We start from the raw sequence: 24,318 nt of genomic DNA on the forward strand, positions 1-24,318 counted from the left end.
CGGTGACGGTCCGACCCTCGTAGGGTCGGGTCCTGGCCGCTGAGGTCACGCGAAGTAATCGGGTCGGCTCACGGCCGTCGCCGAGACGAACATCACCCCCGACGTGCGGTCTAGGATCGGTCGGATGCCCGCGACGATCGCATCCGCCCGATGATCCGGCACCACCGTGATGAGGAGCGTCAGCGCGTCGTGGTCGTTGAACAGCATCCGTCCGCCGCGGGCGCCGTGGTGGCCGAAGCCCGAGACGCCCGAGACTGAGGTGTACCCGCGGGCACCGACCGAGCGGATGAGCTCGGCGATGTCGGCGGCGTCGTCGCCGGGAACGACGATCTCGATCTTGGTCATGGGGGTGAGGGCGGTCGTGCTCATCGTGAAGCCTCCAGGTTCTCAAGGGTGGGAGCGGGAGTGTCGGCCGGAACGGGTGCGAGGTCGGGTTCCTCCACCCATCCGTAGGGTCCGAACCGCAGCCAGCGATCGGTGTCGTGCTCACGGGCGCGCAGCGTGATCCACCCTTTGACGACGAGGTCGCGGACGACCTCCGCCGATTCCAGGAGGTGGTTCAGGCGGACGAAGGGCGCCTGAACGAACACCTGCAGCCGCACCGGCTCGTGAACGAGCTCGCAGCCGACCCCGACCGACTGCCACGGCAGGCCGATGCGCAGATCGCCGCCGTATCCCGAGAGCACGCCGACGGTTCCGACGACGTTGTGCAGGGGCTTGGGTCCGGCACCGAATCGGTCGGGTGAGAGAGCGGATGCCGCGTACTGGGCGTTGATCCACTGCGCGACGATCATCGGGGCGGTGAGGATGGTCTCCAATCCCGAGCCGTCGGGGTCGGCGGCGGCGTCGTAGCTGTGGAGGAACGCCCGTCGGCCGAGGTCGTGTCCGGCGGTGATGCTTCGCGGTCCCACGATGAAGGCGGCGTTGCCCGCGAGGCCCCACTCGGGGTAGACCTCGGCCCAGTCCGCCCGGCGACGGGCGGTCTCGCGAACAGGATCCGCGCCGGCAGCGGCCCCCGGCAGCACTGCCAGCCGTTCCGCCGCGTGCCCTGCCCGCGCGCGGTCGAACACCGCGTCGAGGCGTTCGACGTCGTCGGCGTGCGTCGCGGGGATCGCCCAGGGCTCCAGCAGCCGCACGGCATCGGTGACGGTGTCGTGCTGAGCCGCGACGAAGAGCGTGTCGTCGGGGATGCGGATGCCGCGTTCTGCCAGCCGGGTCCGGGTGGGCGGGTCGTTGAAGACCAGAGCGGCCGCCCGGGCGTTGGGCGCGCCCTCGTGTCCGCCGCACGCACCGCACTGCAGGGCCGACGCGTACGGGTTGTTCGTCACCTCCGCGCCATGACCGGCGAGCACCACGAGGCGGGCGAAGCCCTCGACGAGACCCATCATGCGCAGTGCCGCCTCGGCGTAGAGCACGCGCTCGTCGAGGTCCATCGCGACATCCGCATCGAGCCGGGTCGCCGGTTTGGTCGGCAGCAGTCGACCCAGCCGCTCACCGAGTGCCCGCCACCCTGCCGGACTGACGGTACGGGCAGCCATCGCCGGACCCATGAGCCACCCGGCGGTCTCGGCCAGGGCGAAGGGCGTGATCGTCGACTCCTTGACACGGCCGAACGTGTCGCGCAGAGCGTGTCCGCCCGCGAGCCGCTGCTGCCAGCGAGCGAGGGGCTCTCGGTCGGACGAGGATTCGGTCACGGTGCGACGGGGCGTGAGAAGGACGGGGCACGAGGCGACGGCCGGACCGCCGGCAGCGCTGCGGAACGAGATCGGCACGGCGAAGAACCCTGCGAAGCCGAGGGTTTCGACGTGCGCGGCCGTTTCGAGATGGCGGCGGATGCCCTCCGACCGCGGGTCGATGCAGAACACCGCCTGGGCGAGAGGACGCTCTGCGGACGGGCCGACCGGCCGCAGCACGGGAGCAACGGCAGGGGCGAGGCGCCGGGCGGCGCCCCGTTCGTAGGCCTCCTGCCAGATCGCCCGCCGACTCGCCGGGTCGACGAGGCTGAGCACGCGCGCCAGTGCCTGCCGCACCACGGGATCGGCGACATCGACGCCCGCAGCCCGACCGACGGCCTCGATCCTGTCGTCACCGGGCACCGCCGGGGCGTCCGCAGGGCCGAGGTACCCGAGATCTTCGGGCGAGACGTCACGGTCGGCGAGGAGGAGGGACTCGAGGGTGACCCTCATCGCGACGAGTGCGGTCACCGACATCCGCGCGTCCCCCGTCACCGCGGCATGCCGCACCGCGGCCGTCCAGCCGGGCTGGGCCAGCACATGCGCGCGAAGGTACTGCGTGGCGGTCGCGTCGTCCCATCCCCACTGAGAGAGCGCGTCGGCGATGGCGTCTTCGGGATGCGTCGCCGACCATCGGATGCCGGAGCGCACGCGCCGCAGCAGACGCAGGTCGAGCGGGGCGAGCCGGCGCCAGGCCTCCCAGAGTCCGTCGCCTTCGCCCCTCCGCGCCCAGGTGGCCTCGGCGAAGGCGGCGCTCAGCCAGCGGCCGATGTGCTCGTCGATCCGCGCGTGCGCCTTCGGCGCCCGAAGCGCGGCCGGCGTCTGGAGCGCGGGGCGCGGTGAGGCGTCCACGGGCGCGTGGCACAGGTCGAGCAGAAGCAGCTCCCCGACCGTCACCTCCGTCTCCCCACAGCACAGGATGCGGGGGCTCCGCGCCTCGGCGACGTGGAAGGCGATCGCGCGGCGAAGGTCGTCTGCGGTGATCCGTCCCACACCCAGGAGGTGCCGGAACACGGGCTCGGGGAAGGTGAGGCCCGCGCCGTGGTCGGCCGCGACCGCGCGGATGGCGTCTTCGAAGCTCAGGCGTTCGTAGTCGGCGACGGGGTTTCGCGCGATGAAGGTCTCGAGCGGGTAGTGCGGCGAGATGGCGCGCGACGCGGCGGCGACCATGCCGCGGATCGCGGCGCGCTGCTCGAGGACGCTGTCGTGCAGGGAGGGGACGGTCATGACGCACTCCGGTATTCACGAGGGCCGGATGATCCGGCGGGGACGGACGAGGAGACCGGCAGGGGCGGTCGCCCCCAGCCGAGGGCGAAGACGTACGCACGATCGGCGAGCGCTCCCCGCGTGCGCGCGAGGAGGGCGACCGCGACGCCTGCGGCGAAGGTCACGACGGCCAGCGTGGCCGGCATCGCCGCAGCAGCGGGAGGGAGACCCAGGAGGTCGCCGAGATCGGCGACCGCGAAGACGTAGATCACGACGGCGCCGCCGACGAGAGCCATGCCGGCCAGCCGCGCCCCGGCGGGAAGCGCACCCTCCGCCAGCTGCGCGGCGGCGACGGCGGCGGTGGTGACGACGAACAGCAGCAGCACCGCGGACGGGCTCGTCCACGCCGCCGTGCCGACCACCGCGGCGGCAGCGACGGCGATCACCACGAGGGCGGCGAGGAGCGGCATCCGGCGATCATGGTCTCTGCGGGGAGCGGCGCGCCCGGCCACCGCCCGCTCCACGGCAGACCCCGCGCCGAGGAAGAGACTCGCCTTGAACAGCGCGTGGCCGACCACGTGAACCAGGGCGACGGCGAAGGCTCCCAGGCTGCAGGCGAGGAGCATGAAGCCCATCTGCGCCGCCGTGGACTGGACGAGCCTGCCTTTCACGTCGCTTCGGGTGAGCATCGCCGCTCCGGCGATGACGACGGTGAGGGCTCCGGCAACACCGACGACGAGGGGCCCGGCGAGGGACGGGACAGCGTCGGTGCGAAGCAGCAGCAGGGCCCCGGCGTTGACGAATCCGGCGTGGAGGAGAGCGGAGACCGGTGTCGTGCTCGCGACCGTCGCAGGGAGCCAGCCGTGGAAGGGCACCGACGCGGCGCGAGCGACCGCGGCGATCGCGATCAACGCGCCCACGGCGACAGCGGTGGTCGCATCGAGGTCGGCGAGGCGGGCGAACCGCGTGGTGCCCAGCGTCGCCACGGTGAGCACGACGGCGCCCAAGAGGGCGACATCGCCGATGACGAAGGCGACGCCGGCTCGGCGGACCGCCACCCTCGTCTGAGGTGCACCTCCCGTGGCCAGGAGAAGCGCCATGACGAGGCTCGCCACGCTCCACCCTGCGGCGAGGACGACGAGGGTCGACGCGGTGACGGTGACCACGCTCGCCCCGGCGAACACCGTCGACAGGATGAGGAAGCGGCGCGCGCGCGGGTCGCCGCGCAGGTGGCGCCTGCTGAAGGACTGGACCACTGCGGTGAGGCCGACGACCAGAACGGTGAGAGCGGCGCCGACGACGTCGCCATGGTCGACGGCGACGGTGAGCCCGGCGATGAGGGTGACCATCAGCACCAGAGTCGGCGCGAGGGAGCGAAGGTGCGGCCAAGTCATGCGTTGCACAATACCTGTTTTAAATTACCTGTGTCAAAGCACGCGTTTTATACCGCCGTCATCAAGTGAGCCTGCCGGTAGAATCGGGTCATGAGCGGATGGACCTTCATGACCAATCACGCTCACGTGCTCATCTACGTCGCCCGCGATCCGGGCGCGCGCGTGCGCGACATCGCCGACGCCGTCGGAATCACCGAGCGCACGGCGCAGGGGATCCTGAGCGATCTCGTCGATGCCGGCTACCTGCGCCGAGAGAAGTCGGGGCGGCGCAATCGCTACGAGTGCGTCGAAGACCTGCCGCTGCGGCATCCGATCGAAAGCGACCATCTGATCGGCGAGCTGCTGGCGACTCTCACCAAACCCGGACCGCGGGCGTCAGCCGACTGACTGTCGCCCGCGCATCCGGCTCAGCGCAGCGAGTCGAGGATCTCGCCGAGCAGTTCGTCGGTGGTGAGCGGCGAGATGAGGGCGATCCGCAGCACGGGCTTGCCGCGGTGCGAGCTCGGCACGACGAACGCCCGCTGCTCGTCGAGGAGGCGGTCTGACCATGCTTCGTACTCGGCGAGCGACCAGCCCTCGCGGCGGAACACGACCACCGACAGATCGGGCTCGCGCACGAGCGACAGCTCCGGCCGTCGGCGGATGTCGTCGGCGAGGCGCTTCGCGCGCGAGACCGCATCGGCGATCGTCACCCGGTACTGCTCGGTGCCGTGGACGGCGAGCGAGAACCACAGGGGCAGACCGCGCGCCCGGCGGGTCAGCTGAATGGCGAGGTCGGAGGGATTCCAGTCGAGCGAGTCGGTCAGGGTGTCGAGGTACTCGGCCTTCTGCGTGTGCGCCTGGATCGCCGGCACCGGGTCGCGGTAGATGAGGGCGCAGGCGTCGAAGGGGGCGAACAACCACTTGTGCGGGTCGACGATGACCGAATCGGCCTGCTCCACCCCGGCGAACAGCGGTCGCGACTCGGGCGAGAGCATCGCCGCGAGTCCGTAGGCGCCGTCGACGTGGAACCACACCCCGGCCTCGCGGGCCGCGTCGGCGACCGACGCGATGTCGTCGACGATCCCGAAGTTGGTGGTGCCGGCCGTCGCGACCACGGCGAAGACGCGGTCGCCGTGCGCGTCGAGCACCGCGCGTACCGCATCGCCGCGCAGCTTGCCGTCCTCTCCCACCTCGGCCGCGAGCACATCGACGTCCATGACCGCGGCCGCCGACGCGATCGACGAGTGCGCCTCAGCGCTGCACACGACCGCCCAGCGGCCAGGCGCGGGGCGCTCGGCGTCGGCGACCCGGCGGCGCGCGTGGTCGCGGGCGGTGACGAGCGCCGAGAGATTGCCGATCGTTCCACCCTGGACGAAGACCCCGCCGGCGGAGGCGGGAAGACCGAACTCGCCGGCGAGCCAGCGCAGCACCTCGTTCTCGGCGAAGACGGCCCCCGAACCCTCCATCCACGATCCTGCGTAGATCGCGGATGCCGAGACGACGACGTCGAATGCCAGGGCGGCCTTCGACGGGGCGGACGGGATGAAGGAGAGGTAGCCGGGGTGATCGGTGGACAGGCACGCCGGAGCGAGGACGTGCTCGAAGAGCGCGAGCGCGCGCTCGGATCCCATGCCGTCCGGGCGGATCGAATCACCGGCGAGCCGGCGGAGATCGGCCAGGCGCATCGCGCGATCGAGCGGCACATCAGGGTAGAGCGACCGGCGGCGGGCGTATTCGAGCACCTGGTCGACCACGGCGGTGGTCTGCGGAGTGATGGCGTGCATCCGCGCGGCGTCGCCCGTACGGGAGGCGGAGAGTTCGGGCGCTCGCGTCATCGGGAGACCTCTTCCATGGGACTGTAATGTGCGTTAGTTTCTGTCACGAAGATACCTGTCTCGTATCGTACATTTCACCCTCATCGTTTCGAAGGAGAAACCGTGACCTCACCGGCTCGAACGCTCGGCGTTCTCGCTCTATCCTGCGCCATGATCGTCGGCGTCGCCGCTCCCGCGACCGCCGCTCCGCCGGCTCGATCGAAGCCCCTCGATCCACACGCCGTCCTCATCGGGGGCAACCTTAAGGAGAACGCCGAGATCCTGCAGACGATCGTCGATCTCGCCGACCCCGATGGCGCGGGGCCCGCACGGGCGCGGATCGCGATCGTCACGGCGGCGGCGTCGCCGGCTCGAACCGCCGCGGAGGCTGTAGACGCGAGCCTGAACAACGCAGCCGCGAACGGTCTCTACTACGCCGACCTGTTCGCGCGATTCGGCGCCGACACCTACGCGGTGCCCATCGACACCCGCGTCGACTACGACGGTGACGCCTACTCGCCCGCGCGCGCGTCCGACCCCGAGGTGAGTGCTCAGATCGCCGCATCGACGGGTGTGTTCTTCGGCGGCGGCGACCAGATGAGGTACGTCCGCACCCTCTTCGCGTGCGAGGACGCCGACCTCGAAGCCTTCACCTCGTGCACCGATACCCCCGCGATGGCGGCCATCCGCCAGGTTGCCGACCGCGGGGTGGTCGCCGGCGTGAGCGCGGGCCTGACGATCCAGCAGGGCGCCGACATGATCACCGGCGGAGAGTCGTACCAGGCGTGGCGCGACGGCGCGACAGCCGGCTACCTCGACGACGCCGGCGCCCTGGGGTACGTGCCCTTCGGCGGGTTCGGGTTCGTCGACGAGGTCCTCCTCGACAGCCACTTCACGACGTGGGGCAGACAGGGACGGGCGGTGGCGCTCGCGCTGGAGACGGGTCGGCCGTACGTCCTCGGGGTCGACGAGACCACCGCGGTCGTGCTCGATCGCGACGACCAGGAAGGTCGTGTCATCGGTGAGCACGGTGCATCGATCCTCGATGTGACCCGCGCGAGGGTGTCGGGCGCGGGGGTCGAGAACGTCCGCTGGAGTTACGCGAGCGCCGGAGACGAGATCGACCTGCGCGGCGAGGCCGAGGTCGAAGACGCGCGCGGCGCGAAGAAGCTGAAGCCCCGTGCCGCCGACGCGGCCGTGCGGACGGATGTCTGGGACTCGATCGACGGCGCCGGCGGCGTGTACTCCCTCCGCGATCTGGCGCGAGAGGTCGCCGCGTCGCGGACCGGCGTCGGCACGGGTGTGAGCTTCGAGGGCGAGCCGCGGTTCGAGACGGTGCTGACGCGCGACCGGAAGACCGACGTCTGGACGACTCCCGCGGGTGCCGTGTCGTTCTCCGACCTCCGGATGGACATCCGCGTCGCCGACTGACCGACACTCCCCGTCCCTGGGGCGCTCCGAGGTTGCGGGGCGCCCCAGGACTCAGTAGAGACCGAGATCCGCGGCGGCGCGGTCGGCGCGCGCCATCCGGTCCACGGCTGCATCCCCCAGCCGTTCGAAGCATCCGGCGACCACCGTCTCGATCAGCGCGAGCGCCGGGGTCAGGGCGTCGAAAGGCGACGGCGCCGCCGTTTCGCTCGCGAGCACCACCTCGGCCTCCGACGCGATCGGCGACAGGAACGTGTCGGTGAAGAGCACCAGCGCGGCGTGACGCTCGCGCGCGAGCCGCGCGAGCCGCAGCGTCGGCTCCTCATAGCGCCGGTAGTCGAACAGCACCACCACGTCGCGCCGCCCGAGATCTTCGACCATCGCCGCGCGTGCCGACGGCTGGTCGGCGAGCATCCGCACCCGAGGGCGGAGCTGCTCCAGGTGCAGCGACAGAACGCGACCGAGCAGATTGCTGTAACGGCCGCCGGCGATCACCACCGAGCCGGATGCCTGGGAGATCAGTTCCACGCATCGCTCGAGGTCATGCGTGCTCACCTCGGCGAAGGTGCGCTGAACGGTTCCCGCCGTGATCGCCGCAGCCCGGTCGCGGAGGGTCTGGGGTTCGCCGTCGATCGGCGGGCGGGATGCCAGGATGCGCAGAGGCGACGCCGACCGTTCGTCGAGGTCGTGGCGAAGCGCCTCCTGGAAGTCGGGGAACCCGCGGTAGCCCAGTCGGTGGACGAAACGCAAGACGGTGGGGCCGCTCACTCCCGCACGTTCGGCGAGACGGGCGACGGTCTCGAATCCTGCCGACGGGTAGGCCGAGAGCAGCACGCGCGCGACTTTCCGCTCGGCGGGCGAGCAGTCCGCCATTCCGCGACGAATCGACTCCGCGACGCCGGCATCGGTCATCTGGGCTCACCTCCGACCTCGACAGTACTGCGCTCACCCCTCGGCGATGCGGACGACGAGGCCGGCCAGCAGCGCAACGCGCTCGGGAACCGAGGCGAGGTCGAGCCACTCGTCGGGCGAATGGTCGTCGCCTCCGATAGGACCGAGTCCGTCGAGCACCGGGACACCCCGTGCCGCGACGAAGTTGGCATCCGAGACGCCACCGGTCGAGGCACCGTCGAGGTCGAAGCCGAGCTCCCGGGCGACCTCGCGCGCAGCGGTGAAGAGCGAGGCGGTGTCGGAGGCCTCGAGCGGCGGGCAGAACGCTTCGCGGCGGAAGGCCACGTCGACGCCGGCGACCGTCGCTGCGGCGGCCCGCCTCTCGAGAACACGAAGCGTCTGCTCGAGGGCCTCCGCGCCGAACGCCCGGACCTCGCCGCTCATGTGGGCAGTGGCGGGGACGATGTTCGGTCGCTCGCCGGCGGCGACCACGCCGATGTTCACCGTCACATCGCCCTCGCGTGCGAGCGCGTGCGCGTCCAGCACGAGTCGCGCCGCCTCCAGGGCGGCATCGGCACCGCGCTCCGGCTCCACCCCGGCGTGCGCCGCCCGCCCCGACACATCGAACCGCACGTCGGCGACTCCCTTTCGGGCGATGACCACGTCGCCGTTCTCGCGGGCGCACTCCAGGCACAGGGCCGCGTCGACGCCTGTCGCGACGGCGCGGAGAAGCGCAGCCGACGCGGGGGAACCGATCTCCTCGTCGGGTGTCAGAGCGAGGATGAGTTCGCCGTAGCCGTCGTAGCCCGCGCGGACGAGTACCTCGGCGGCGTGGATTCCCGCCAGGAGCCCTCCTTTGTCGTCGCTGACGCCGGGGCCGTAGGCGCGCCCTTCCGACTCCCGATACGGACGAAGAGCAGCGGTCCCGTCGGCGAAGACGGTGTCCATGTGGGCGAAGAGCAGGATGCGGCGGGTTCCGGTCCCCCGCCGGCGGGCCACCACGACACGACCGAAGCGCCGACCGTCGACCACCCCGGTCTCGTGCGATTCGACCGAGAAACCGAGCGCCGTGAGCCGCGCGGCACACCAGGCGCCCACCGCATCGACCCCGTCGGCGGAGTACGACCCCGAGTCGATCGCCACGAGATCGGCGAGCTCCCTCCGATACACCGGAAGGAGCTCGTCCGCGTGGGCGCGCAGGACTTCGGCGGACGCCGCCGGTGCGGCATCCGTCTGGCGGAGCACCTACAGGACCTTCGCCAGGAACGCGCGGGTACGCGCCTCGCGGGGCTCGACGAGCACCTGCCCGGGCTCGCCCTGCTCGACCACGACACCGCCGTCATGAACACCGCCACGTCACCGACCTCGCGGGCGAATCCGATCTCGTGGGTGACGACGATCATGGTCATACCCGATGCAGCCAGGTCGCGCATCACGTCCAGCACATCGCCGACCAGTTCGGGGTCGAGCGCCGACGTCGGTTCGTCGAAGAGCATCACCTCCGGGTCCATCGCGAGGGCGCGCGCGATCGCGATCCGCTGCTGCTGCCCACCCGAGAGGGCACTGGGGTAGGCGCTGGCCTTGTCGGCCAGGCCGACCCGCTCGAGCAGCTGATGCGCGCGCTCCCTCGCCGCCGCGCGGGACTGCCCGCGCACCTGCGTCGGCGCCTCCACGATGTTCTCCAGCGCCGTCATGTGCGGGAAGAGGTTGAACCGCTGGAACACCATTCCCACGCCGCGACGCTGGCGTGCGACATCCTTCTCCTTCAGTTCGTACAGCTTGCCGCCGCGCTCGGCGTACCCGACGGTCCGGCCGGCGACGCGGATCAGACCGGCGTCGATCTTCTCCAGATGGTTGATGCAGCGAAGGAACGTCGACTTGCCCGACCCCGACGGACCGAGCAGGCACGCGACCTGCCCGCGCTCGACCTGGAGGGTGATGCCCTTGAGCACCTCGAGCGAGCCGAAGCGCTTGTGCACGTCGCGGGCGTCGATGATGGCCGTGTCGGAGGCTGCGGGGAACGATGCCGGCGAGCCTGCGTGCTCACGCACGGTCGAGGTCACGGGAGTGGTCATTTCGAGCCGCCTTTCCAGGTGCGAAGGAGCCGGAGCGTGCTGCTCTCGCGCGCGCCGGCGACGCCGCGCCCGTACCGGCGTTCGAGCCACGCCTGCGGGACGGCGAGGATGCTCGTCAGCGCGAGGTACCAGATCGCGGCGACGATGAGGAGGGGGATGATCTTGAAGTTCTGGGCGTACGCCGCCTGCAGGTTCGACATGAGGTCGCGTCCGGCGATCACCGATACCAGCGCCGTGGTCTTCAGCATCGTGATGACCTCGTTGCCCATCGGCGGAACGATCACCCGCATCGCCTGGGGGAGGACGATCCGGCGCATCGTGCGGCTCGGGGTCATCCCGAGGGAGTGCGCCGCCTCGGTCTGGCCGTGGTCGACGGATTGGATGCCCGCGCGGACGATCTCGGAGGCGTAGGCCATCTCGTTCAGGCCGAGAGCGAGGAGGGCGGCGACCGTCGCGGGGATCAGGTCGCTGGTGGAAACCGACCAGAACTCGACGCTGGTGAACGGGATGCCGATGACGATCTTGGGCAGAAAGGCTCCGATGAAGCCCCAGAAGATCAACTGCAGCAGCACCGGCGTGCCGCGGAAGACCCAGACGAACAGCCCCGCGACGACGCGGAGGACCGGGTTGGGCGACAGGCGCATGATCGCGACCACGATCCCGCCCGACAGACCGATCACCATGGCCGCGACGGTGAGGAAGATCGTCGTCGCGAGGCCCTGGAGCGTCAGCGGGGCGAAGAGGTACTCCCCCACCGTCGGCCAGTCGAGATTGGGGTTCTGCGCGAAGCCGAGGATGAGGGCGGCTGCGAGCAGCCCGACGACGGCGCCGGAGATCCAGCGCCCCGGGTGACGCAGGGGCACCGCCGTGATGGGTGCGGGCGCGGGCCGTGCCGGCTCCCCGGCGCGGGCGGGCGGCGGGGGCGTGGGCGTGTCGACCGGGACCGAGGACGTGACCATGGGTGCTCCCCCGCTCAGGACGCGGACTCAGCTGCGGCGTTGATGGTCGCGGCGTCGATGCCGATGCCCTCGACACCGAATTCGGCGAGGATCGTGGTGTAGGTGCCGTCGTCCATCAGGCTCTGCAGCGCCGCCTGGATCGCCTCGGCGAACTGCTCGTTCTCCTTGAGAACGCCGATGCCGTTCAGGGTCGCGTCGTAGCCGTTGGGAGCCTCGGGATCTTCCACCACCATGAACGTCTCGCCATCGTTGGTCGTCTTGGCGACGAAACCGGCGCTGGGCTTGGTCAGCAGCGACGCGACGGCCTTGCCGGCTGTGATCGCCAGCTGGGCATCGGAGTCCGACGGGAACTCGGCGAGGGAGATCGGGTCGAGACCTTCGGCCTCGCATTCGGCCTGCCAGACGTCGGTGACCAGCTCGACCTGGCTGGTCGCGGTCTGCACGGCGACATCCTTGCCGCACAGGTCGAGATAGGTCTCGATGTCGTCGGGGTTCCCGGCTCGGGTGAGGATACCCGTGCCCGAGGCCGAATAGTCCACGAACGTCAGCACGTCCATGCGCTCGACGCTCGAGGTCATCGCCGAGATGGTGAGGTCGTAGTTGCCGGCCTGGAGGGCGGGGATGATCCCGTCGAAGCCCTGCTGAGCGAACTCGACGTCGATGCCGAGCTTGGCCCCGATCGCCTGACCGAGCAGGATGTCGACGCCGGTGAGCTCTTCGGAGCCCTCCTCGACGAACATCTCGAACGGCGCATAGGGCGCGTCGGTGGCGGCGGTGACGCGGCCGGCCTCGGCGATGTCGTCGGGAAGAAGGGCACGCGCGTCGTCGTCGACGGCGATCTCGACGCCGGCGATCTCGACGGGTTCGGCGGACGCGTCGTCCGCGCTGTCGGAGCCTGCGGCCGCGGCGCAGCCGGCAAGCAGGATGCCGCTCGCGGCGAGCGCGGTCACGGCGAGGATCGCGCGGTGGGGGCGGAGGAAGTGTGCCATCGGTGGACCTTTCTGCTGAACGCTCATCGTCGGGCGTCGCGCTCCATTATGTAACATACGTTACAGATTGTCCAGGTTTGCGCCAGAAGTATTCTCTGATCCAACGTCCATGCGATGCTGTGGAGGCCGGACGCGGGAGGAACCGAATGAGCGACGATGCGGATGACGCCCTCGCCCTCGCCCTCGGGGGGCTCGACCCCGAGGCAGTCTTGGGCGCGCGGGTCGAGAACGTGCTCTTCACGTCGGGCAACCTGAGCCGTGTCGTCGGAGTGTGCACCGTCGAAGGCGGCGAGGTCGTCGTGAAGTCGCGCCCCGATTCGTCGCGCCTCGAGGGTGTGCTCGGCGTGCAGCGGACGCTGCACGGTGCCGGGCAGCCGGTGCCGGAGCCGCTCGGCACCGTTCACCGCCGCGACGGGCGGGCGATCAGCGTCGAGCGCCTCGTCCTCGGCGGCGAACACCGGGGCCCCGCCGCCGGCGCCGCGTCGGACTTCGCGGCGGTGTTCCACGACCTCGTCCGGGCGGCGCCGGGGGCGGCGCAGTATCCCTCTCTCCGCGACGACCCCCCAGCCTGGGTGAACTGGGGAGATGATGCCTCACGGCTCTGGCCGAAGCGCGACAGCCCCGGCGGCGAGATCCGCAGTCCCGGTCCGGCCGACGTCGACGACGCGGGACGCGACGCCGCCGAGGTGCTTCGCGCCCTCGATCGTGAGCCGGTCCTCGTCCACGCCGATTTCGAGGATCAGAACATCCGGTGGCACGGCACGCGCATCCACGTCGTCCACGACTGGGACAGTCTCGCTCCGCTTCCCGAGTGCGCAGCCGTCGGCGCCGTGGCGGCGATCTGGCCGGCCGGGGTCGTGGCGTGGTGCGCGACGACCGAGCAGGCCGCGGACTTCATCGCCGCGTACGAGCACCACCGCGGCGCGCCGTTCGATGCCGTCGAGACGAAGGCGGCGTGGGCAGCGGCGCTCTGGCATCGCGCGTTCAATGCGAGGAAGGATGCCGCGGACGGCGGCGGCACGCAACTCGACCTGTTCCGCCGTGACGTCGCGGCGCTCCGCGCCCGCGCCGGCCTCGGCTAGGCCGAGAACCGCAGCGGTTCGCGGCTCGACCGTACCCCGGCGGCACCGCGGTACGCGGCGGCCGGATGCGGCGCGGCCAGGCGCGGGCCCTTCCCGAACAGTCGCTCGCGGAGCGTCTGAGGCTCTGCGGGGCGCTCCCGGACGCGCCCGCGCCGACGGAGCTCGGGGATCACGAGCTCGACGAAATCGCGCGCGGTGTCGAACGAGTGGTACTGGCGGAGGTTGACGCCGTCCACGCCGTCCTCGTCGAGCCAGCGCTCGATCTCGTCCGCCACGACGGTGGGGGTGCCGGCGACGAAGAAGCGGCCCTCGCGCTGCGCAGCGAATCGGTCGAGCACGGCGCCGACCGTCGCCGACCCGTCGATCGGCCCCATCGCCTGCGGGGGCAGTCCTGCGTCGGCGAGCGCCGCGGCGATCGTCTGCTCGCGCGGCAGGCGCGGGAGGTCCAGCGGCAGACTGGCGTGCGCCAGGATGCCGTCCAGACTCTGCCGCTCGCGGTAGCGACGCCACTTGTCGGACGCCTCCTCCTCGGTGCGCCCCACCACGACACCCGCCTGCACGATGAACTTCACGTCGTCGCCCGACCGCCCGCTCGCCTCGGCCGCCGCCCGCATGTCCGCGGCGTGGCGGCGGAAGTCCTCGGCGGTCCGCCCCCCGGTGAAGACGAGCTCGGCGTGCCGCCCCGCGAACGCGATCCCCGCGGGCGACTGCGTCGCCTGATAGAGCACGGGGGTCCGCTGCGGCGAGGGTTCGACCAGGTGCGGGCCCGCGACGCGGAAGTGCTCGCCGACGTGGTCGACGTAGCGCACCATCTCGGGCCGGGCGAACACGCCGTTGTCGCGATCGGCGACGACGGCATCGTCATCCCACGACCCTTCCCACAGCTTGTACACGACCTCGAGGAATTCGTCGGCGATCTCATAGCGCTCGTCGTGCGGGATCTCATCGGCGAGACCGAAGTTGCGGGCCGCGTTGGGGAGGTAGGAGGTGACGATGTTCCAGCCCACTCGCCCACCGGTGAGGTGGTCGAGCGTCGACATGCGCCGTGCGAACGAGAACGGCGGCTCGTAGCTGGTGGAGAAGGTGACCCCGAAGCCGAGGTGGCGGGTCACAGCGGCCATGAGCGGGATCACCAGCAGCGGGTCGTGCGAGGGGATCTGCAGCCCCTCCTTCACCGCGGTGTCCGGCCCACCGCGGAAGGTGTCGTAAGCCCCGACGACGTCGGCGAGGAACACCCCGTCGAAACCACCCTCCTCAAGGATCTGGGCGAGCTCGGTCCAGTAGCCGATCTCTCCGTGGCGGTGGCGGTTGTTGTCGGGAAGCGTCCACAGCCCGTGGGTGATGTGGCTGACGGTGTTCATCTCGAACAGGTTCAGGATGAGCGGCTTCTTGTCGACGGACGCTGAGGTCATGAGGCGATTCTTCCGGTTCAGGCTTCGCCGCTGGTCCACCAGGCGACGATCGGGGTGGTGTTGACGAGGTGGTCGCCGACGATGCGCGCCTTGTACCGCGCGGGGTTGTGAGAGGCCAGCGCACGGGCGTTGCGCCAGTGCCGATCGAGCGCGAGCTGCCCGCCGAGCGCGCTGGCTCCCCCCACTTCGAACAGGTCTGTCGCCGCTTTCAGCACGGCCGGGATGATGACGAGCTGCGCCTGCGCGGTGGCGAGGTCGGCTGCGACGACCGCTTCCGCGCGGTCCTCGTCGCCACAGGGGGTGGAGGAATCCGGATGCTGGGCGTCGGCCGCCCGCTGCAGCGCAGCGACCGCACGACTCAGCGCCGCGTCGGCGCCGAAGGAGGCTGCGGAAAGATCGCCGACGACCTCCTGCACGATCGGGTCGTGACGCGGTCGGTCGGCGCTGGCGTGCGAGTAGGAGCGGGTGCGCTCCCGGACGAATCGCGTGGCGTCGTCGACGACGGCGCGCCCGATGCCGGTAAGGGCGGCGAGCAGGACGAGCTGGACGAACGCACCAGCATGGCCGGGGACGGCGGATCGCGTGAGGACGTCGCCCTCGGCGACCCGGACGCCGTCGAAGATCGTCGAGCCGCTGCCGGTCATGCGCTGTCCGAATCCGTCCCAGTCGTCGACGCGCGTGAGCCCGGGGGCGTCGGTCGCGACGAGCACGCTGACAGGATCGGGGCCGAGCCCGGTCGTGGCATCGGGGACGGCGAGCACCCCGACCACGTCGGCGAAGAGCGTGCCCGTGCTGTAGTACTTCCGTCCGTCCAGGCGCCATCCCCGATCGTCGCGCGAGAGGGTCGTCGCGTAGGCGCCGACCCCGGCAGGACCCCGCTCGAAGGTCGCATTGCCGTGGATGGCGCCGTCGGCGATGCGCGCGAGGCGCGCGCGGATCGCCGACGGCGCCCCTGCGTGAAGAGTGCGGTCGACGAAGGCGAAGTGCGAACGGAGGAGCTGAGCGAGGTTCGGGTCGCGTCGGGCGAGCTCGGCGAGCAGCTCGAAGAGGGTGAGATGATCGGCCCCCTCTCCCCCGAGATCGCGCGGCAGGGTGACACGCGTGAAGCCGGACGCGCGCAGCAGCTCCACCTCGGCGAAGGGCAGCCGCCGGTCGTTCTCGCGCGCGGCCGCTCCGCGACCGATCTCGTCGAACACCGGCCGGTAGCGCTCGACGAGGGTCGCAGTGCTCGCTGTCCGATCGGCCGCGTCCTCGGTGACGGTGAGCGGCGCCGTCATGCTCCCGGCGCCTTCCACTCGGGGAGCGTTCCTCTCAGCTCCCACTGCCCGATCGCGCGCGTCCGCTGGACGACGGGGTTGTGCGAGGCGATGGTGCGGACGTTCCGCCAGTGACGGTCGAGGGCGGTACTGACGCTCACGGCGGACGCTCCGCCGACCTCGAACAGCCGAGTCGCGGCATCGAGGACCAGGCGGGGCACGACCTCCTGCAGCCGGTACACCTCGAGCTGGAGCGTACGGAGCCGCTCGGCACTTCCGGCTCCCCGACCCTCGAGGGCGTCGCCGAGCTCGGCGGCGACCGAGAGCACGAGCCGACGCGAGGCGGCGGCCGCGGCACTGACCTCTCCCACCACGAGCTGCACGAGCGGGTCGTCGGCGGGAAGCGTCTCACCGGCGAAGCCGAAGGTCCGCCGCCTCGGCCGCACGAATGCGACGGTGTCGTCGAGCGCGCGCTGGGCGATGCCGGCGATCACGGCCAGGAGGGTGAGCTGGAAGACGCTCCCGAGCGCCGCCCATCGGCGCTCGTCCTCGATCGAGGGCACCACGTCGCGCGGATCGACGGGCACGCGTTCGAATGTCGTCGTGCCGCTGCCGGTCAGCAGCTGCCCGAATCCATCCCAGTCGTCCACCGGGCGCACCCCCTCGTGGGCCGCTGACACCGTGACGGCGACCCGCTCGTCGCCGTCGAGCGCGGCGAGGTGGATCCAGTCGGCGTAGATGCTGCCGGTCGTGTAGTACTTCGTGCCGGTGAGCAGCAGTTCGTCCCCCACGCGGTCGATGCGGGTGTCCAGGCGCGTGGTACTCTGCCGCTCGGACTGGGCGTTGCCGATCAGGTCGCCGGCGAGGATGCGTCGCCACCACCGGTCATCCGCTCCCCCACTCTGCGCGCGGAGGTCTTCGACGAAGGCGATATGGCCGCGCCACAGGTGTCCGAGGCTCGCGTCGGCGGACGAGAGGCGGATGATGCGGTCGATGACCTCGACGAAGGGAAGGTCTTCTCCCCCGTAGGCGGCCGGCACCCGCAGCGCGCCGAACCCGAGACCGCGCAGTTCGGCGACCTCGTCGAACAGGAGCCGCCGGTCGCGCTCGCGGTCGACCGCGCCGGCGGCGACCCGGTCGAGGAAGGCCGCGAAGCGGTCATCCCGGTCCTTCCTCTCCTGCTCTCGGGTCTGGGGAACGACTCGGGCGTCGACGGCGCTCAATGCAGCACCCGCTTCGCGACGGCGTTGCCGATCAGCTGCGCGAGCTGGACCAGCACGATGAGCGTGACGACGACGATCAGAACCGTGATCCAGTCGAAACGCGCGTATCCGAATTTCAGGGCGAGATCGCCGAGCCCGCCGCCGCCGACGACCCCGGCGACGGCCGTGGCGTCCACGAGCGCGACGAGGATGTAGGTGAGTCCGAGCGTCAGCGGGCCGAGGGCTTCCGGCACCACGATCGTGAAGAGCACGCGGGCGGGGCTCGCGCCCATCGCCGCGCCCGCCTCGATCGAGCCGGGGTCCACCGCGACGAGGTTCGACTCCGCGACCCGGGCGATCGCGACGCTCGCGACGAGGACGAGCGGCAGCGTCGCGGGAAGCGGGCCGATGCCGGTTCCGAACACGAACCGCGTCAGCGGGATGAGCGCGATCGCGACGATGAGGAAGGGGATCGGCCGGATGACGTTGATCACGAAATTCAGCACCCCGAAGATCACACGGTTCTCCAGCAGGTTGCCGGGTCGTGACGCGTACAGGAGTAGGCCCAGGAGGATCCCGATGATCGCGGCGCCGAGAAAGGCGACGGAGACCATCAGTCCTGTCTCAGCCAGCGCCTGGAAGAAGCGCGGGAGGAATGCTTCGAGGTCGAAATCACGCATAGGTGGCCTCCGGGAGTCGCACCTCGGTCAGCTCCGTCACGGTGGTCACGGCTCGGAGGCCGTCGAGGGCGGCGTCGATGTCGGACGGGTGACCCACGAGCTCGACGGTGAGGGTGCCGAAGGTGCGGCCCTGCAGTTCGTCGACTCCGCCGTAGATGACGTTCACGTCGACTCCGTGATCACGCGCGACTCGGGAGAGCACCGTTCCCGCCCCGTCCTCGTCGGCGAGCCGCACCTGCACCAGCCGGCCGGGGTGACGCGCGCGCAGTCGATCGAGCGTCTCCGCCGAGGGCACGTGGCGGAGCACCGATGACACGAACCGCCGGGAGGTGGCGTTCCGGGGGGCCGAGAAGACGTCGTAGACGCTGCCCGTCTCCACGACCCTCCCGCTGTCCATGACGGCGACGCGATGGGCGATCTCCCGCACCACGTCGACCTCGTGCGTCACGAGCACGATGGTCACCCCCTGCTCGCGGTTGATCCGCGTGAGAAGCTCGAGCACCTCGCCCGTCGTCTGAGGGTCGAGGGCACTGGTCGATTCGTCGGAGATGAGGATGTCGGGACGCGTCGCCAGCGCCCGGGCGATGCCCACCCGCTGCTTCTGCCCTCCGGACAGCTGCGACGGGTAGGCGAGCGCCTTGTCGGAGAGGCCGACGAACTCGAGAAGCTCCTCGACCCTGTCGACGATCTGCTCCGCCGTGTAGCCGGCGAGCTTCAGCGGGTACGCGATGTTCTTGTACACCGTCCGCGACCGCAGCAGGTTGAACTGCTGGAAGATCATGCCGATGCCCTGCCGCGCGGCGTAGAGCTCTCGCCCGGTGAGGGACGAGATCTCCACGCCGTCGACGAGGACACGTCCGGACGTCGGTCGCTCCAGAGCGTTGACGGTGCGCAGAAGGGTCGACTTCCCGGCGCCGGAGTAGCCGACGATTCCGAAGATCTCGCCCCGGTCGACGGTCAGGTCGACATCGCGCAGGGCGTCGATGCGGCGTCCCCTGACAGTGAACGTCTTCGACACGCTCTCGAAGGAGATGGCCGTCGTCACGTCCGTGTCCTCTCTGCGCACCGCCGGGCTCAGCCCTGCGCGGCCGCGGCTTCCAGATCAGCGAGCTTGGCGCGGAGGTCTTCGACATCGACGTCGACCAGCACGGTGTTCCCGAAGTACTCCTCCTCCAGGGCGTCGGCCACCCGGGGATCGGCATACGCCTCTTCGAGGATCTTCCACGCCGGGTTGTCGACGTCGTCGGCACGCGTGGCGACGACGTTGACGTACGGCAGGTTCTTCTCGTCGAGCGAGTCGTCGAGGAAGAGCGCGTCGTCCGCACCGATCCCCTGCGACGGGTCGAAGTACGAGGTGCCGACGATGACTGCCGAGAGGCTCGGGTCTTCGAACTGGAGGGGGATGTCGCGGGCGGGAAGCGGCACGAACTGCAGATTCCGCTCGTTGGTCTCGATGTCGTCGACGGTCGGGAAGTCACCCGCATCGTCGGTGAGCTCGATGAGCCCCGCGGACTCGAGGATGTTCAGGGCGCGCCCACCGTTGGACGGGTCATCCGGAATCCCGATCCGCGCGCCGTCGGCGAGCGCGTCGATGTCGTCGAGGGTGGCGGAGAAGATGCCCCACTGCGTGATCACGGTCGAGAAGACCGGGGTGATGTCGGCGTCGTTCTCGGTGTTGAAGGCGCTGAGATAGAGGATGTGCTGGAACGCGTTGGCGTCCACCGTCCCGGCCACGAGCTCGGTGTTGGGGAGCACCCAGTCGTCGACGTTCAGCCAGTCGACCTCGAGCCCCTTCTCGGCGGCGACCTCGGCGATGGTGTCCTGGAACACACTGTCCTCGGCGGTGGCGATGGTGACGCTCAGGTCCTCGGGGGCGGGGGACGCCTCCGCAGCGTTGGCGGTCGGCTCGGTGCTCCCGAGATTCGCGACGATCGCGACGGTGCCGGCGACGAGGCCGACGACGGCGACGGCACCGACGGCGATGACGGCGGTGCGGCGCTTCTTCTTCTGCGCGGCAAGGGCGGCGCGAAGGTCGCTCTCGCCTGACGGGGTGGGGTTCTCTGCGGACATGATGATCGGTCTCCTGGATGCTGCGGACGTGGCCTGTGGGGAGTCAGTAAACGGGCCGCCCGCGCGGGCCTGCAACGCGGGATGTCATGGTTCGCAAGGGTGCGTCATACGGCGTCGCACAGCGTCATGTTTCAGGCTGGCGTCCCCGTCTGCAGAACGTCTCGGAGATGTCACACGCGAGGAGTACCATCCGGCCATGGCATTCATCGAGGCTCACGACCTCGTCAAGACCTATCAACCCAAGGGCGCACCCGAGGTCCGTGCGCTCGACGGCCTGACCCTGCAGGTGCCGGAGGGAACGGTCACCGCTCTCCTCGGGCCCAACGGGGCGGGCAAGACCACCACCGTCAAGGTGCTGACCACGCTCATCCGGCCCGACTCGGGTCACGCGACGATCGGCGGCGTCGACGTTCTCGCAGACCCTCAGGCGATCCGCCGGATGAGCGGCGCGAGCGGGCAGTACGCGGCGGTGGATGAGAACCTGACCGGGTTCGAGAACCTGCTGATGGTGGGTCTGCTCTATCACCTGGGTCGGCGACGGGCGACGCAGCGCGCCCGCGAGCTGATCGAGGTGTTCGACCTTGTGGAGGCGCAGAACCGGCCGGTGAAGGGGTTCTCCGGCGGGATGCGGCGGCGGATCGATCTGGCGGGCGCGCTGGTCATCAACCCTCCCGTGCTGTTCCTCGACGAGCCCACGACCGGACTCGATCCGCGCAGCAGGCTGGCGCTCTGGGATGTCATCGAGTCGCTCGTCGCCGGCGGCACGACCCTCCTGCTGACCACCCAGTACCTCGAGGAGGCCGACCGCCTGGCCGATTCGATCTCGATCATCGACACCGGAAAGGTCATCGCCGAGGGCACCGCCGACGAGCTCAAGGCATCGGTCGGCGGGCAGCGCGTGGCCGTCACCCTGGTCGATGGGGGCGACACCGATGCGGTGACCGAGATCCTCCGGCGTCGCGGCACCGGCGCCGTCGTGGCCGACGGCGAGCGTACGCTCGTCGCGCCGGTGGCCGACGGGTCATCCGCCCTCAGCGGGGTCATGGCCGACGTGGCGGCGGCGGGCATCGAGCTCCACGACGCCGGCATGCGCCGACCGACCCTCGACGACGTCTTCCTTCAGCTCACCGGCCATGCCGCCGAGGGCGCCACAGATGAGGAGGCTGCGGCATGAGCACGACAGCACGCGCGGGCAAGGGGTCGACCGCCGCGCTCTCCACCACCCTGCAGGCGGAGCCGGGCACACCCTTCAGCCGCTTCCTGTCCGACGGCTACGTCGCCACCTGGCGGAACATCAAGAAGATCGTTCGCGTGCCCGACATCCTGGTGTTCACCCTCATCCAGCCGATCATGTTCGTGCTGTTGTTCACCTTCGTCTTCGGCTCGTCGATCGCCGTGCCGGGCGAGAACTACACGTCGTTCCTCATGGCGGGGATCTTCGCCCAGACGATCGTGTTCGGGTCGACCTACTCCGGCTCGGCGATGGCGCAGGACCTCAAGGACGGGATCATCGACCGCTTCCGCACGCTCCCGATGAACGGGTCGGCCGTGCTGGTCGGCCGCACGGTCGGCGACCTGGTCATCAACGTGCTGTCGCTGGTGGTCATGATGGGCACCGGGTTCATCGTGGGATGGCGCGTGGAATCGTCGGTGCCGAGCTTCCTCGCGGGCGTCGGACTGCTGATGCTGTTCTCGTACGCCTTCTCGTGGGTGATGGCCTTCCTCGGGCTCGTCGTGCGCAGTCCCGAGGTGATCAACAACGCCTCGTTCCTCATCCTCTTCCCGCTCACCTTCATCTCCAACGCCTTCGTGCCGAGCGAGAACCTTCCGGGGCCGCTGCGGGTGTTCGCGGAGTGGAATCCGGTGTCGGCGCTGGTGCAGGCCGCGCGGGTCCTCTTCGGCAATGTGCCGGCGGGGGCGCCCGTGGCTGATGCGTGGCCCCTGCAGCATCCCGTGATCTACGTCCTCGTGTTCGCCGTCGTGATGCTCGTCGTTTTCGTGCCGCTGTCAATCAGGCGCTTCGCGACCCTCAGTCGGTGAGGCGGTGACCTGCACCGCCGCGACGTCAGCGGCGGGTCGGGTCATCGCGCCGACGATGACCGCGGGGAGGACGGGAGCAAGGATCGCGTAGCCGATGCTCGCCGCCCCGAAGACCAGGGCCTGATAGGCGGCGATCGCGATGACGCCCGTCGCGAATGCGGCGGCCCCGGCGACGATCCCGACCCGCAGCGGCCTTCCGCGGAAGCCGGCCGCGGAGAAGGCGATGACCCCGTTGGCGAGCACCGGCGCGACGAAGAGTCCCTGCACCGACCAGGTGAGACTGCCCTCCGCCGAGATCGGGGCCGAGACCGCCACGGCGAACAGAACCGAAGCCACGGCGTAGCCGACGAAGGACAGACAGGCCACGACGAGTGCGCGCAGAAGTCGCTCGGCGCGTGCCGGAAGTTCTTCGACGACGGGACCGGGATGGCGTGTGAACCACGCGACCACGACGCTGAAGAGCAGGAGCTGCACGAGCACCTCGGGAAGACCGAGCACGTGGTACCAGAGCGGCAGGGCGCTGTAGACGACGCCCTCGATCGACGAAGGCGCGGCCGCCGGCGTCGAGAGGATTCCCACTCCGACGAGCAGGAGCCAGAGGTGAAGCCACCCCCAGCGCGCGCCGATCACCGCACGGAAGGGCAGCAGGACCAGGGCGAAGACGACACCCCTGGCCACCTGCACGAGCGGTCCGACGAACGAGGCGACCGACCCGAACTCCCGCATGTAGTCCCGGATCACCGGCTGAGCGAAGACGCTCGCGTAGTCGATCGCGAGGGCCGCGATGAGCCCCACCGCGAGATAGGTCACGACGTGGGTCGCGGTGACGCGCACGATCCACAGTCCGACCCCCGATGATCCTCGGGCGACGGTCGCGGCGTGCGGATCCGGTGTTCCCGACTGCTCGATCCCTGCCATCGCCGACCCCCGATCCGACACCATCGTCGTGCGATACGGGGGCGGCGGGGAGTCGAAGGTCCCGCGCGAGAAGATCCGGTCGGCTCAGCGAAGAGAAGGATGCGTCCGCACCGGCCCGGTCGACTCCCGCACGAGAAGGTGCGTCGGGATGAGGGTGGTCCCATTGCGGGGAGCTTCACCGTTGAGCGTGGAGATCAGCCGACTGGCTGCGAGGCGTCCCGCCTGCTCGGTGTCACCGGCGATGGTCGTGAGGGGTGGCGCGCTGAAATCGGCTCCGAAGATGTCGTCGCAGCCGACGACGCTGATGTCCTCGGGCACACGGATGCCACGCTGCCGCAGTCGCTGCAGCATGCCGATGGCCAGGAGGTCGTTGAACGCCACGCAGGCGGTGGCGTCGGTGAGCACCAGGGCATCAGCCGCGGCTGCACCGCCGGCTCGGGTCGGCGCGTACGGTCCGACGAGCGAGGGACGAAGCTCCTGCGCCAGCACCTGCTCCTCAAACTCCTTCCACCGCCATCTGTTCTGCCATGACCCTGGAGGACCGGCGATGAAGGCGATGGTGCGGTGCCCCAGGGCCTTGAGGTGGTCTATCGCCTGGATCAGACCCGTACGGATATCGATCAGGACGCTGGGGATGTCTTCATGCTGGCGGTTGATGACGGTGAGAGGAAGCCGCGCCGTCGCCTCCCGCAGAGCGGGTGCATCCAGTCGGGTCGCCGAGAGGATCACGCCGTCGACGACGCCCGCCAGCTGCGCGAGGGTCTCGGCTTCGGTCGTGCCGGACTCGCTGGTGTCGATCAACAGCTGCAGGAACCCCGCCGTGCGCAACTGCTCCTGCGTCGAGCGGATGATGTCGAAGTAGAAGGGGTTCGTCACATCCGGCACGAGCAGCGCGACGAGTCCCTTGCGTTCGGCACTCCGCGGTGCCGCCGGCGCGTACCCGAGTTCCCGTGCCGCATCGAGGATCCGCTGTCGAGTCTGCTCATTGATGCGACCGGGGGTGTTCAGTGCCCGCGACACCGTGGACGCGGCGACCCCGGCACGCTGGGCGACGTCCCTGGCAGTGACTCTCATGTCGGCTCCCGTCATCACCGCGATGGATGCAGCGAACCAGGCCAGTCTATGGCAACATAATGGCAATTCGTTGACGAAATGTTCCACGGGCGTTTCCATGGGACTGCTGGCAA

21 protein-coding genes and 1 pseudogene are annotated in these 24,318 nt (G+C 70.2%); 5 read left to right on the forward strand and 17 right to left on the reverse strand.

From position 1 onward, the window contains the following. Positions 1-45: 45 nt before the first annotated feature. The 3 genes from FBY40_RS15855 to FBY40_RS15865 are packed head-to-tail and all read right to left on the reverse strand — an operon-like array spanning position 46 to position 4,333. Positions 46-369 (reverse strand): P-II family nitrogen regulator, encoded by a 324-nt coding sequence (locus FBY40_RS15855; RefSeq protein WP_141939713.1) that lies wholly within the window; start codon positions 367-369, stop codon positions 46-48. Continuing rightward, on the reverse strand, positions 366-2,960 hold the full coding sequence (locus FBY40_RS15860) for a DUF2309 domain-containing protein (protein WP_141939714.1): 2,595 nt from the start codon (positions 2,958-2,960) through the stop codon (positions 366-368). The genes FBY40_RS15855 and FBY40_RS15860 overlap by 4 nt, the downstream gene beginning before the upstream one ends. Then, a complete protein-coding gene (locus FBY40_RS15865; protein WP_141939715.1) occupies positions 2,957-4,333 on the reverse strand; it encodes a proton-conducting transporter transmembrane domain-containing protein in 1,377 nt (458 codons plus the stop codon). The genes FBY40_RS15860 and FBY40_RS15865 overlap by 4 nt, the downstream gene beginning before the upstream one ends. Before the next feature lie 90 nt (positions 4,334-4,423). Here FBY40_RS15865 and FBY40_RS15870 point away from each other — a divergent pair, with 90 nt between their 5' ends. Next, the gene (locus FBY40_RS15870; protein ID WP_124292497.1) at positions 4,424-4,720 is read left to right on the forward strand and encodes a helix-turn-helix transcriptional regulator; all 297 of its coding nucleotides are present in this window, start codon (positions 4,424-4,426) and stop codon (positions 4,718-4,720) included. A gap of 20 nt (positions 4,721-4,740) precedes the next feature. Here FBY40_RS15870 and FBY40_RS15875 read toward each other — a convergent pair whose 3' ends face one another. Then, positions 4,741-6,150: a pyridoxal phosphate-dependent decarboxylase family protein gene (locus FBY40_RS15875; RefSeq protein WP_141939716.1), complete on the reverse strand. Its 1,410-nt coding sequence runs from the start codon at positions 6,148-6,150 to the stop codon at positions 4,741-4,743. Between the two features lie 102 nt (positions 6,151-6,252). Between FBY40_RS15875 and FBY40_RS15880 the strand changes: the two genes are divergently transcribed. After that, positions 6,253-7,560, forward strand: a complete 1,308-nt coding sequence (locus FBY40_RS15880) for a cyanophycinase (protein ID WP_141939717.1) — start codon at positions 6,253-6,255, stop codon at positions 7,558-7,560. 51 nt (positions 7,561-7,611) lie between these two features. On the opposite strand, the gene FBY40_RS15885 is transcribed toward FBY40_RS15880, so the two are convergent. From FBY40_RS15885 to FBY40_RS15905, 5 genes and pseudogenes are all read right to left on the reverse strand, one after another. Then, entirely contained in the window at positions 7,612-8,469 is an 858-nt protein-coding gene (locus FBY40_RS15885) for a MurR/RpiR family transcriptional regulator (RefSeq protein WP_141939718.1), read from the reverse strand. Between the two features lie 33 nt (positions 8,470-8,502). Beyond that, a complete protein-coding gene (locus FBY40_RS15890; RefSeq protein ID WP_200830005.1) occupies positions 8,503-9,693 on the reverse strand; it encodes a M20 family metallopeptidase in 1,191 nt (396 codons plus the stop codon). Continuing rightward, positions 9,694-10,523: pseudogene (locus tag FBY40_RS15895) on the reverse strand (amino acid ABC transporter ATP-binding protein). Then, positions 10,520-11,482, reverse strand: a complete 963-nt coding sequence (locus tag FBY40_RS15900) for an amino acid ABC transporter permease (RefSeq protein WP_141939719.1) — start codon at positions 11,480-11,482, stop codon at positions 10,520-10,522. The pseudogene FBY40_RS15895 and the gene FBY40_RS15900 overlap by 4 nt, the downstream one beginning before the upstream one ends. 14 nt (positions 11,483-11,496) lie before the next feature. After that, positions 11,497-12,471, reverse strand: a complete 975-nt coding sequence (locus tag FBY40_RS15905; RefSeq protein ID WP_141939720.1) for an ABC transporter substrate-binding protein — start codon at positions 12,469-12,471, stop codon at positions 11,497-11,499. Positions 12,472-12,617: 146 nt separating this feature from the next. On the opposite strand from FBY40_RS15905, the gene FBY40_RS15910 reads away from it, so the two are divergent. Continuing rightward, on the forward strand, positions 12,618-13,553 hold the full coding sequence (locus tag FBY40_RS15910) for a phosphotransferase (RefSeq protein ID WP_141939721.1): 936 nt from the start codon (positions 12,618-12,620) through the stop codon (positions 13,551-13,553). On the opposite strand, the gene FBY40_RS15915 is transcribed toward FBY40_RS15910, so the two are convergent. The 6 genes from FBY40_RS15915 to FBY40_RS15940 are packed head-to-tail and all read right to left on the reverse strand — an operon-like array spanning position 13,550 to position 20,173. Beyond that, entirely contained in the window at positions 13,550-14,965 is a 1,416-nt protein-coding gene (locus tag FBY40_RS15915; RefSeq protein ID WP_141939722.1) for an NtaA/DmoA family FMN-dependent monooxygenase, read from the reverse strand. The genes FBY40_RS15910 and FBY40_RS15915 overlap by 4 nt on opposite strands. A gap of 17 nt (positions 14,966-14,982) precedes the next feature. Next, complete coding sequence (locus tag FBY40_RS15920) at positions 14,983-16,242, reverse strand: acyl-CoA dehydrogenase family protein (protein ID WP_141939723.1); 1,260 nt, start codon at positions 16,240-16,242, stop codon at positions 14,983-14,985. Then, the gene (locus tag FBY40_RS15925) at positions 16,239-17,444 is read right to left on the reverse strand and encodes an acyl-CoA dehydrogenase family protein (protein WP_141939724.1); all 1,206 of its coding nucleotides are present in this window, start codon (positions 17,442-17,444) and stop codon (positions 16,239-16,241) included. The genes FBY40_RS15920 and FBY40_RS15925 overlap by 4 nt, the downstream gene beginning before the upstream one ends. Continuing rightward, positions 17,441-18,103 carry a methionine ABC transporter permease gene (locus FBY40_RS15930; protein ID WP_141939725.1) on the reverse strand — a complete coding sequence of 221 codons (663 nt, stop codon included), beginning with the start codon at positions 18,101-18,103 and terminating at the stop codon, positions 17,441-17,443. The genes FBY40_RS15925 and FBY40_RS15930 overlap by 4 nt, the downstream gene beginning before the upstream one ends. Then, on the reverse strand, positions 18,096-19,148 hold the full coding sequence (locus tag FBY40_RS15935) for a methionine ABC transporter ATP-binding protein (protein WP_141939726.1): 1,053 nt from the start codon (positions 19,146-19,148) through the stop codon (positions 18,096-18,098). Before FBY40_RS15935 ends, FBY40_RS15930 begins: the two co-directional genes overlap by 8 nt. Before the next feature lie 29 nt (positions 19,149-19,177). Then, positions 19,178-20,173 carry a MetQ/NlpA family ABC transporter substrate-binding protein gene (locus FBY40_RS15940; protein WP_141939727.1) on the reverse strand — a complete coding sequence of 332 codons (996 nt, stop codon included), beginning with the start codon at positions 20,171-20,173 and terminating at the stop codon, positions 19,178-19,180. A 196-nt stretch (positions 20,174-20,369) separates the two neighbouring features. Between FBY40_RS15940 and FBY40_RS15945 the strand changes: the two genes are divergently transcribed. Both FBY40_RS15945 and FBY40_RS15950 read left to right on the forward strand, forming a co-directional pair. Continuing rightward, entirely contained in the window at positions 20,370-21,347 is a 978-nt protein-coding gene (locus FBY40_RS15945) for an ATP-binding cassette domain-containing protein (protein ID WP_141939728.1), read from the forward strand. Then, a complete protein-coding gene (locus FBY40_RS15950) occupies positions 21,344-22,213 on the forward strand; it encodes an ABC transporter permease (RefSeq protein ID WP_141939729.1) in 870 nt (289 codons plus the stop codon). The genes FBY40_RS15945 and FBY40_RS15950 overlap by 4 nt, the downstream gene beginning before the upstream one ends. On the opposite strand, the gene FBY40_RS15955 is transcribed toward FBY40_RS15950, so the two are convergent. Next, positions 22,181-23,155, reverse strand: coding sequence for a hypothetical protein (locus FBY40_RS15955; protein WP_141939730.1), 975 nt, complete (start codon positions 23,153-23,155; stop codon positions 22,181-22,183). The two genes, FBY40_RS15950 and FBY40_RS15955, sit on opposite strands and share 33 nt — an antisense overlap. Positions 23,156-23,215: 60 nt before the next feature. Further along, positions 23,216-24,205 (reverse strand): LacI family DNA-binding transcriptional regulator, encoded by a 990-nt coding sequence (locus tag FBY40_RS15960; protein ID WP_141939731.1) that lies wholly within the window; start codon positions 24,203-24,205, stop codon positions 23,216-23,218. Between the last annotated feature and the right edge of the window lie 113 nt (positions 24,206-24,318).

Origin of the sequence: Microbacterium sp. SLBN-154, from assembly GCF_006715565.1 — a bacterium.
Classification (GTDB): Bacteria; Actinomycetota; Actinomycetes; order Actinomycetales; family Microbacteriaceae; genus Microbacterium.

What these genes read in the sequence shown, in the direction of transcription:
- FBY40_RS15855 (WP_141939713.1), bottom strand. Translation starts at nt 369, where the DNA reads ATGAGCACGACCGCCCTCACCCCCATGACCAAGATCGAGATCGTCGTT.
- FBY40_RS15860 (WP_141939714.1), bottom strand. Translation starts at nt 2,960, where the DNA reads ATGACCGTCCCCTCCCTGCACGACAGCGTCCTCGAGCAGCGCGCCGCG.
- FBY40_RS15865 (WP_141939715.1), bottom strand. Translation starts at nt 4,333, where the DNA reads ATGACTTGGCCGCACCTTCGCTCCCTCGCGCCGACTCTGGTGCTGATG.
- FBY40_RS15870 (WP_124292497.1), top strand. Translation starts at nt 4,424, where the DNA reads ATGAGCGGATGGACCTTCATGACCAATCACGCTCACGTGCTCATCTAC.
- FBY40_RS15875 (WP_141939716.1), bottom strand. Translation starts at nt 6,150, where the DNA reads ATGACGCGAGCGCCCGAACTCTCCGCCTCCCGTACGGGCGACGCCGCG.
- FBY40_RS15885 (WP_141939718.1), bottom strand. Translation starts at nt 8,469, where the DNA reads ATGACCGATGCCGGCGTCGCGGAGTCGATTCGTCGCGGAATGGCGGAC.
- FBY40_RS15900 (WP_141939719.1), bottom strand. Translation starts at nt 11,482, where the DNA reads ATGGTCACGTCCTCGGTCCCGGTCGACACGCCCACGCCCCCGCCGCCC.
- FBY40_RS15905 (WP_141939720.1), bottom strand. Translation starts at nt 12,471, where the DNA reads ATGGCACACTTCCTCCGCCCCCACCGCGCGATCCTCGCCGTGACCGCG.
- FBY40_RS15910 (WP_141939721.1), top strand. Translation starts at nt 12,618, where the DNA reads ATGAGCGACGATGCGGATGACGCCCTCGCCCTCGCCCTCGGGGGGCTC.
- FBY40_RS15915 (WP_141939722.1), bottom strand. Translation starts at nt 14,965, where the DNA reads ATGACCTCAGCGTCCGTCGACAAGAAGCCGCTCATCCTGAACCTGTTC.
- FBY40_RS15920 (WP_141939723.1), bottom strand. Translation starts at nt 16,242, where the DNA reads ATGACGGCGCCGCTCACCGTCACCGAGGACGCGGCCGATCGGACAGCG.
- FBY40_RS15930 (WP_141939725.1), bottom strand. Translation starts at nt 18,103, where the DNA reads ATGCGTGATTTCGACCTCGAAGCATTCCTCCCGCGCTTCTTCCAGGCG.
- FBY40_RS15940 (WP_141939727.1), bottom strand. Translation starts at nt 20,173, where the DNA reads ATGTCCGCAGAGAACCCCACCCCGTCAGGCGAGAGCGACCTTCGCGCC.
- FBY40_RS15945 (WP_141939728.1), top strand. Translation starts at nt 20,370, where the DNA reads ATGGCATTCATCGAGGCTCACGACCTCGTCAAGACCTATCAACCCAAG.
- FBY40_RS15950 (WP_141939729.1), top strand. Translation starts at nt 21,344, where the DNA reads ATGAGCACGACAGCACGCGCGGGCAAGGGGTCGACCGCCGCGCTCTCC.
- FBY40_RS15955 (WP_141939730.1), bottom strand. Translation starts at nt 23,155, where the DNA reads ATGGTGTCGGATCGGGGGTCGGCGATGGCAGGGATCGAGCAGTCGGGA.
- FBY40_RS15960 (WP_141939731.1), bottom strand. Translation starts at nt 24,205, where the DNA reads ATGAGAGTCACTGCCAGGGACGTCGCCCAGCGTGCCGGGGTCGCCGCG.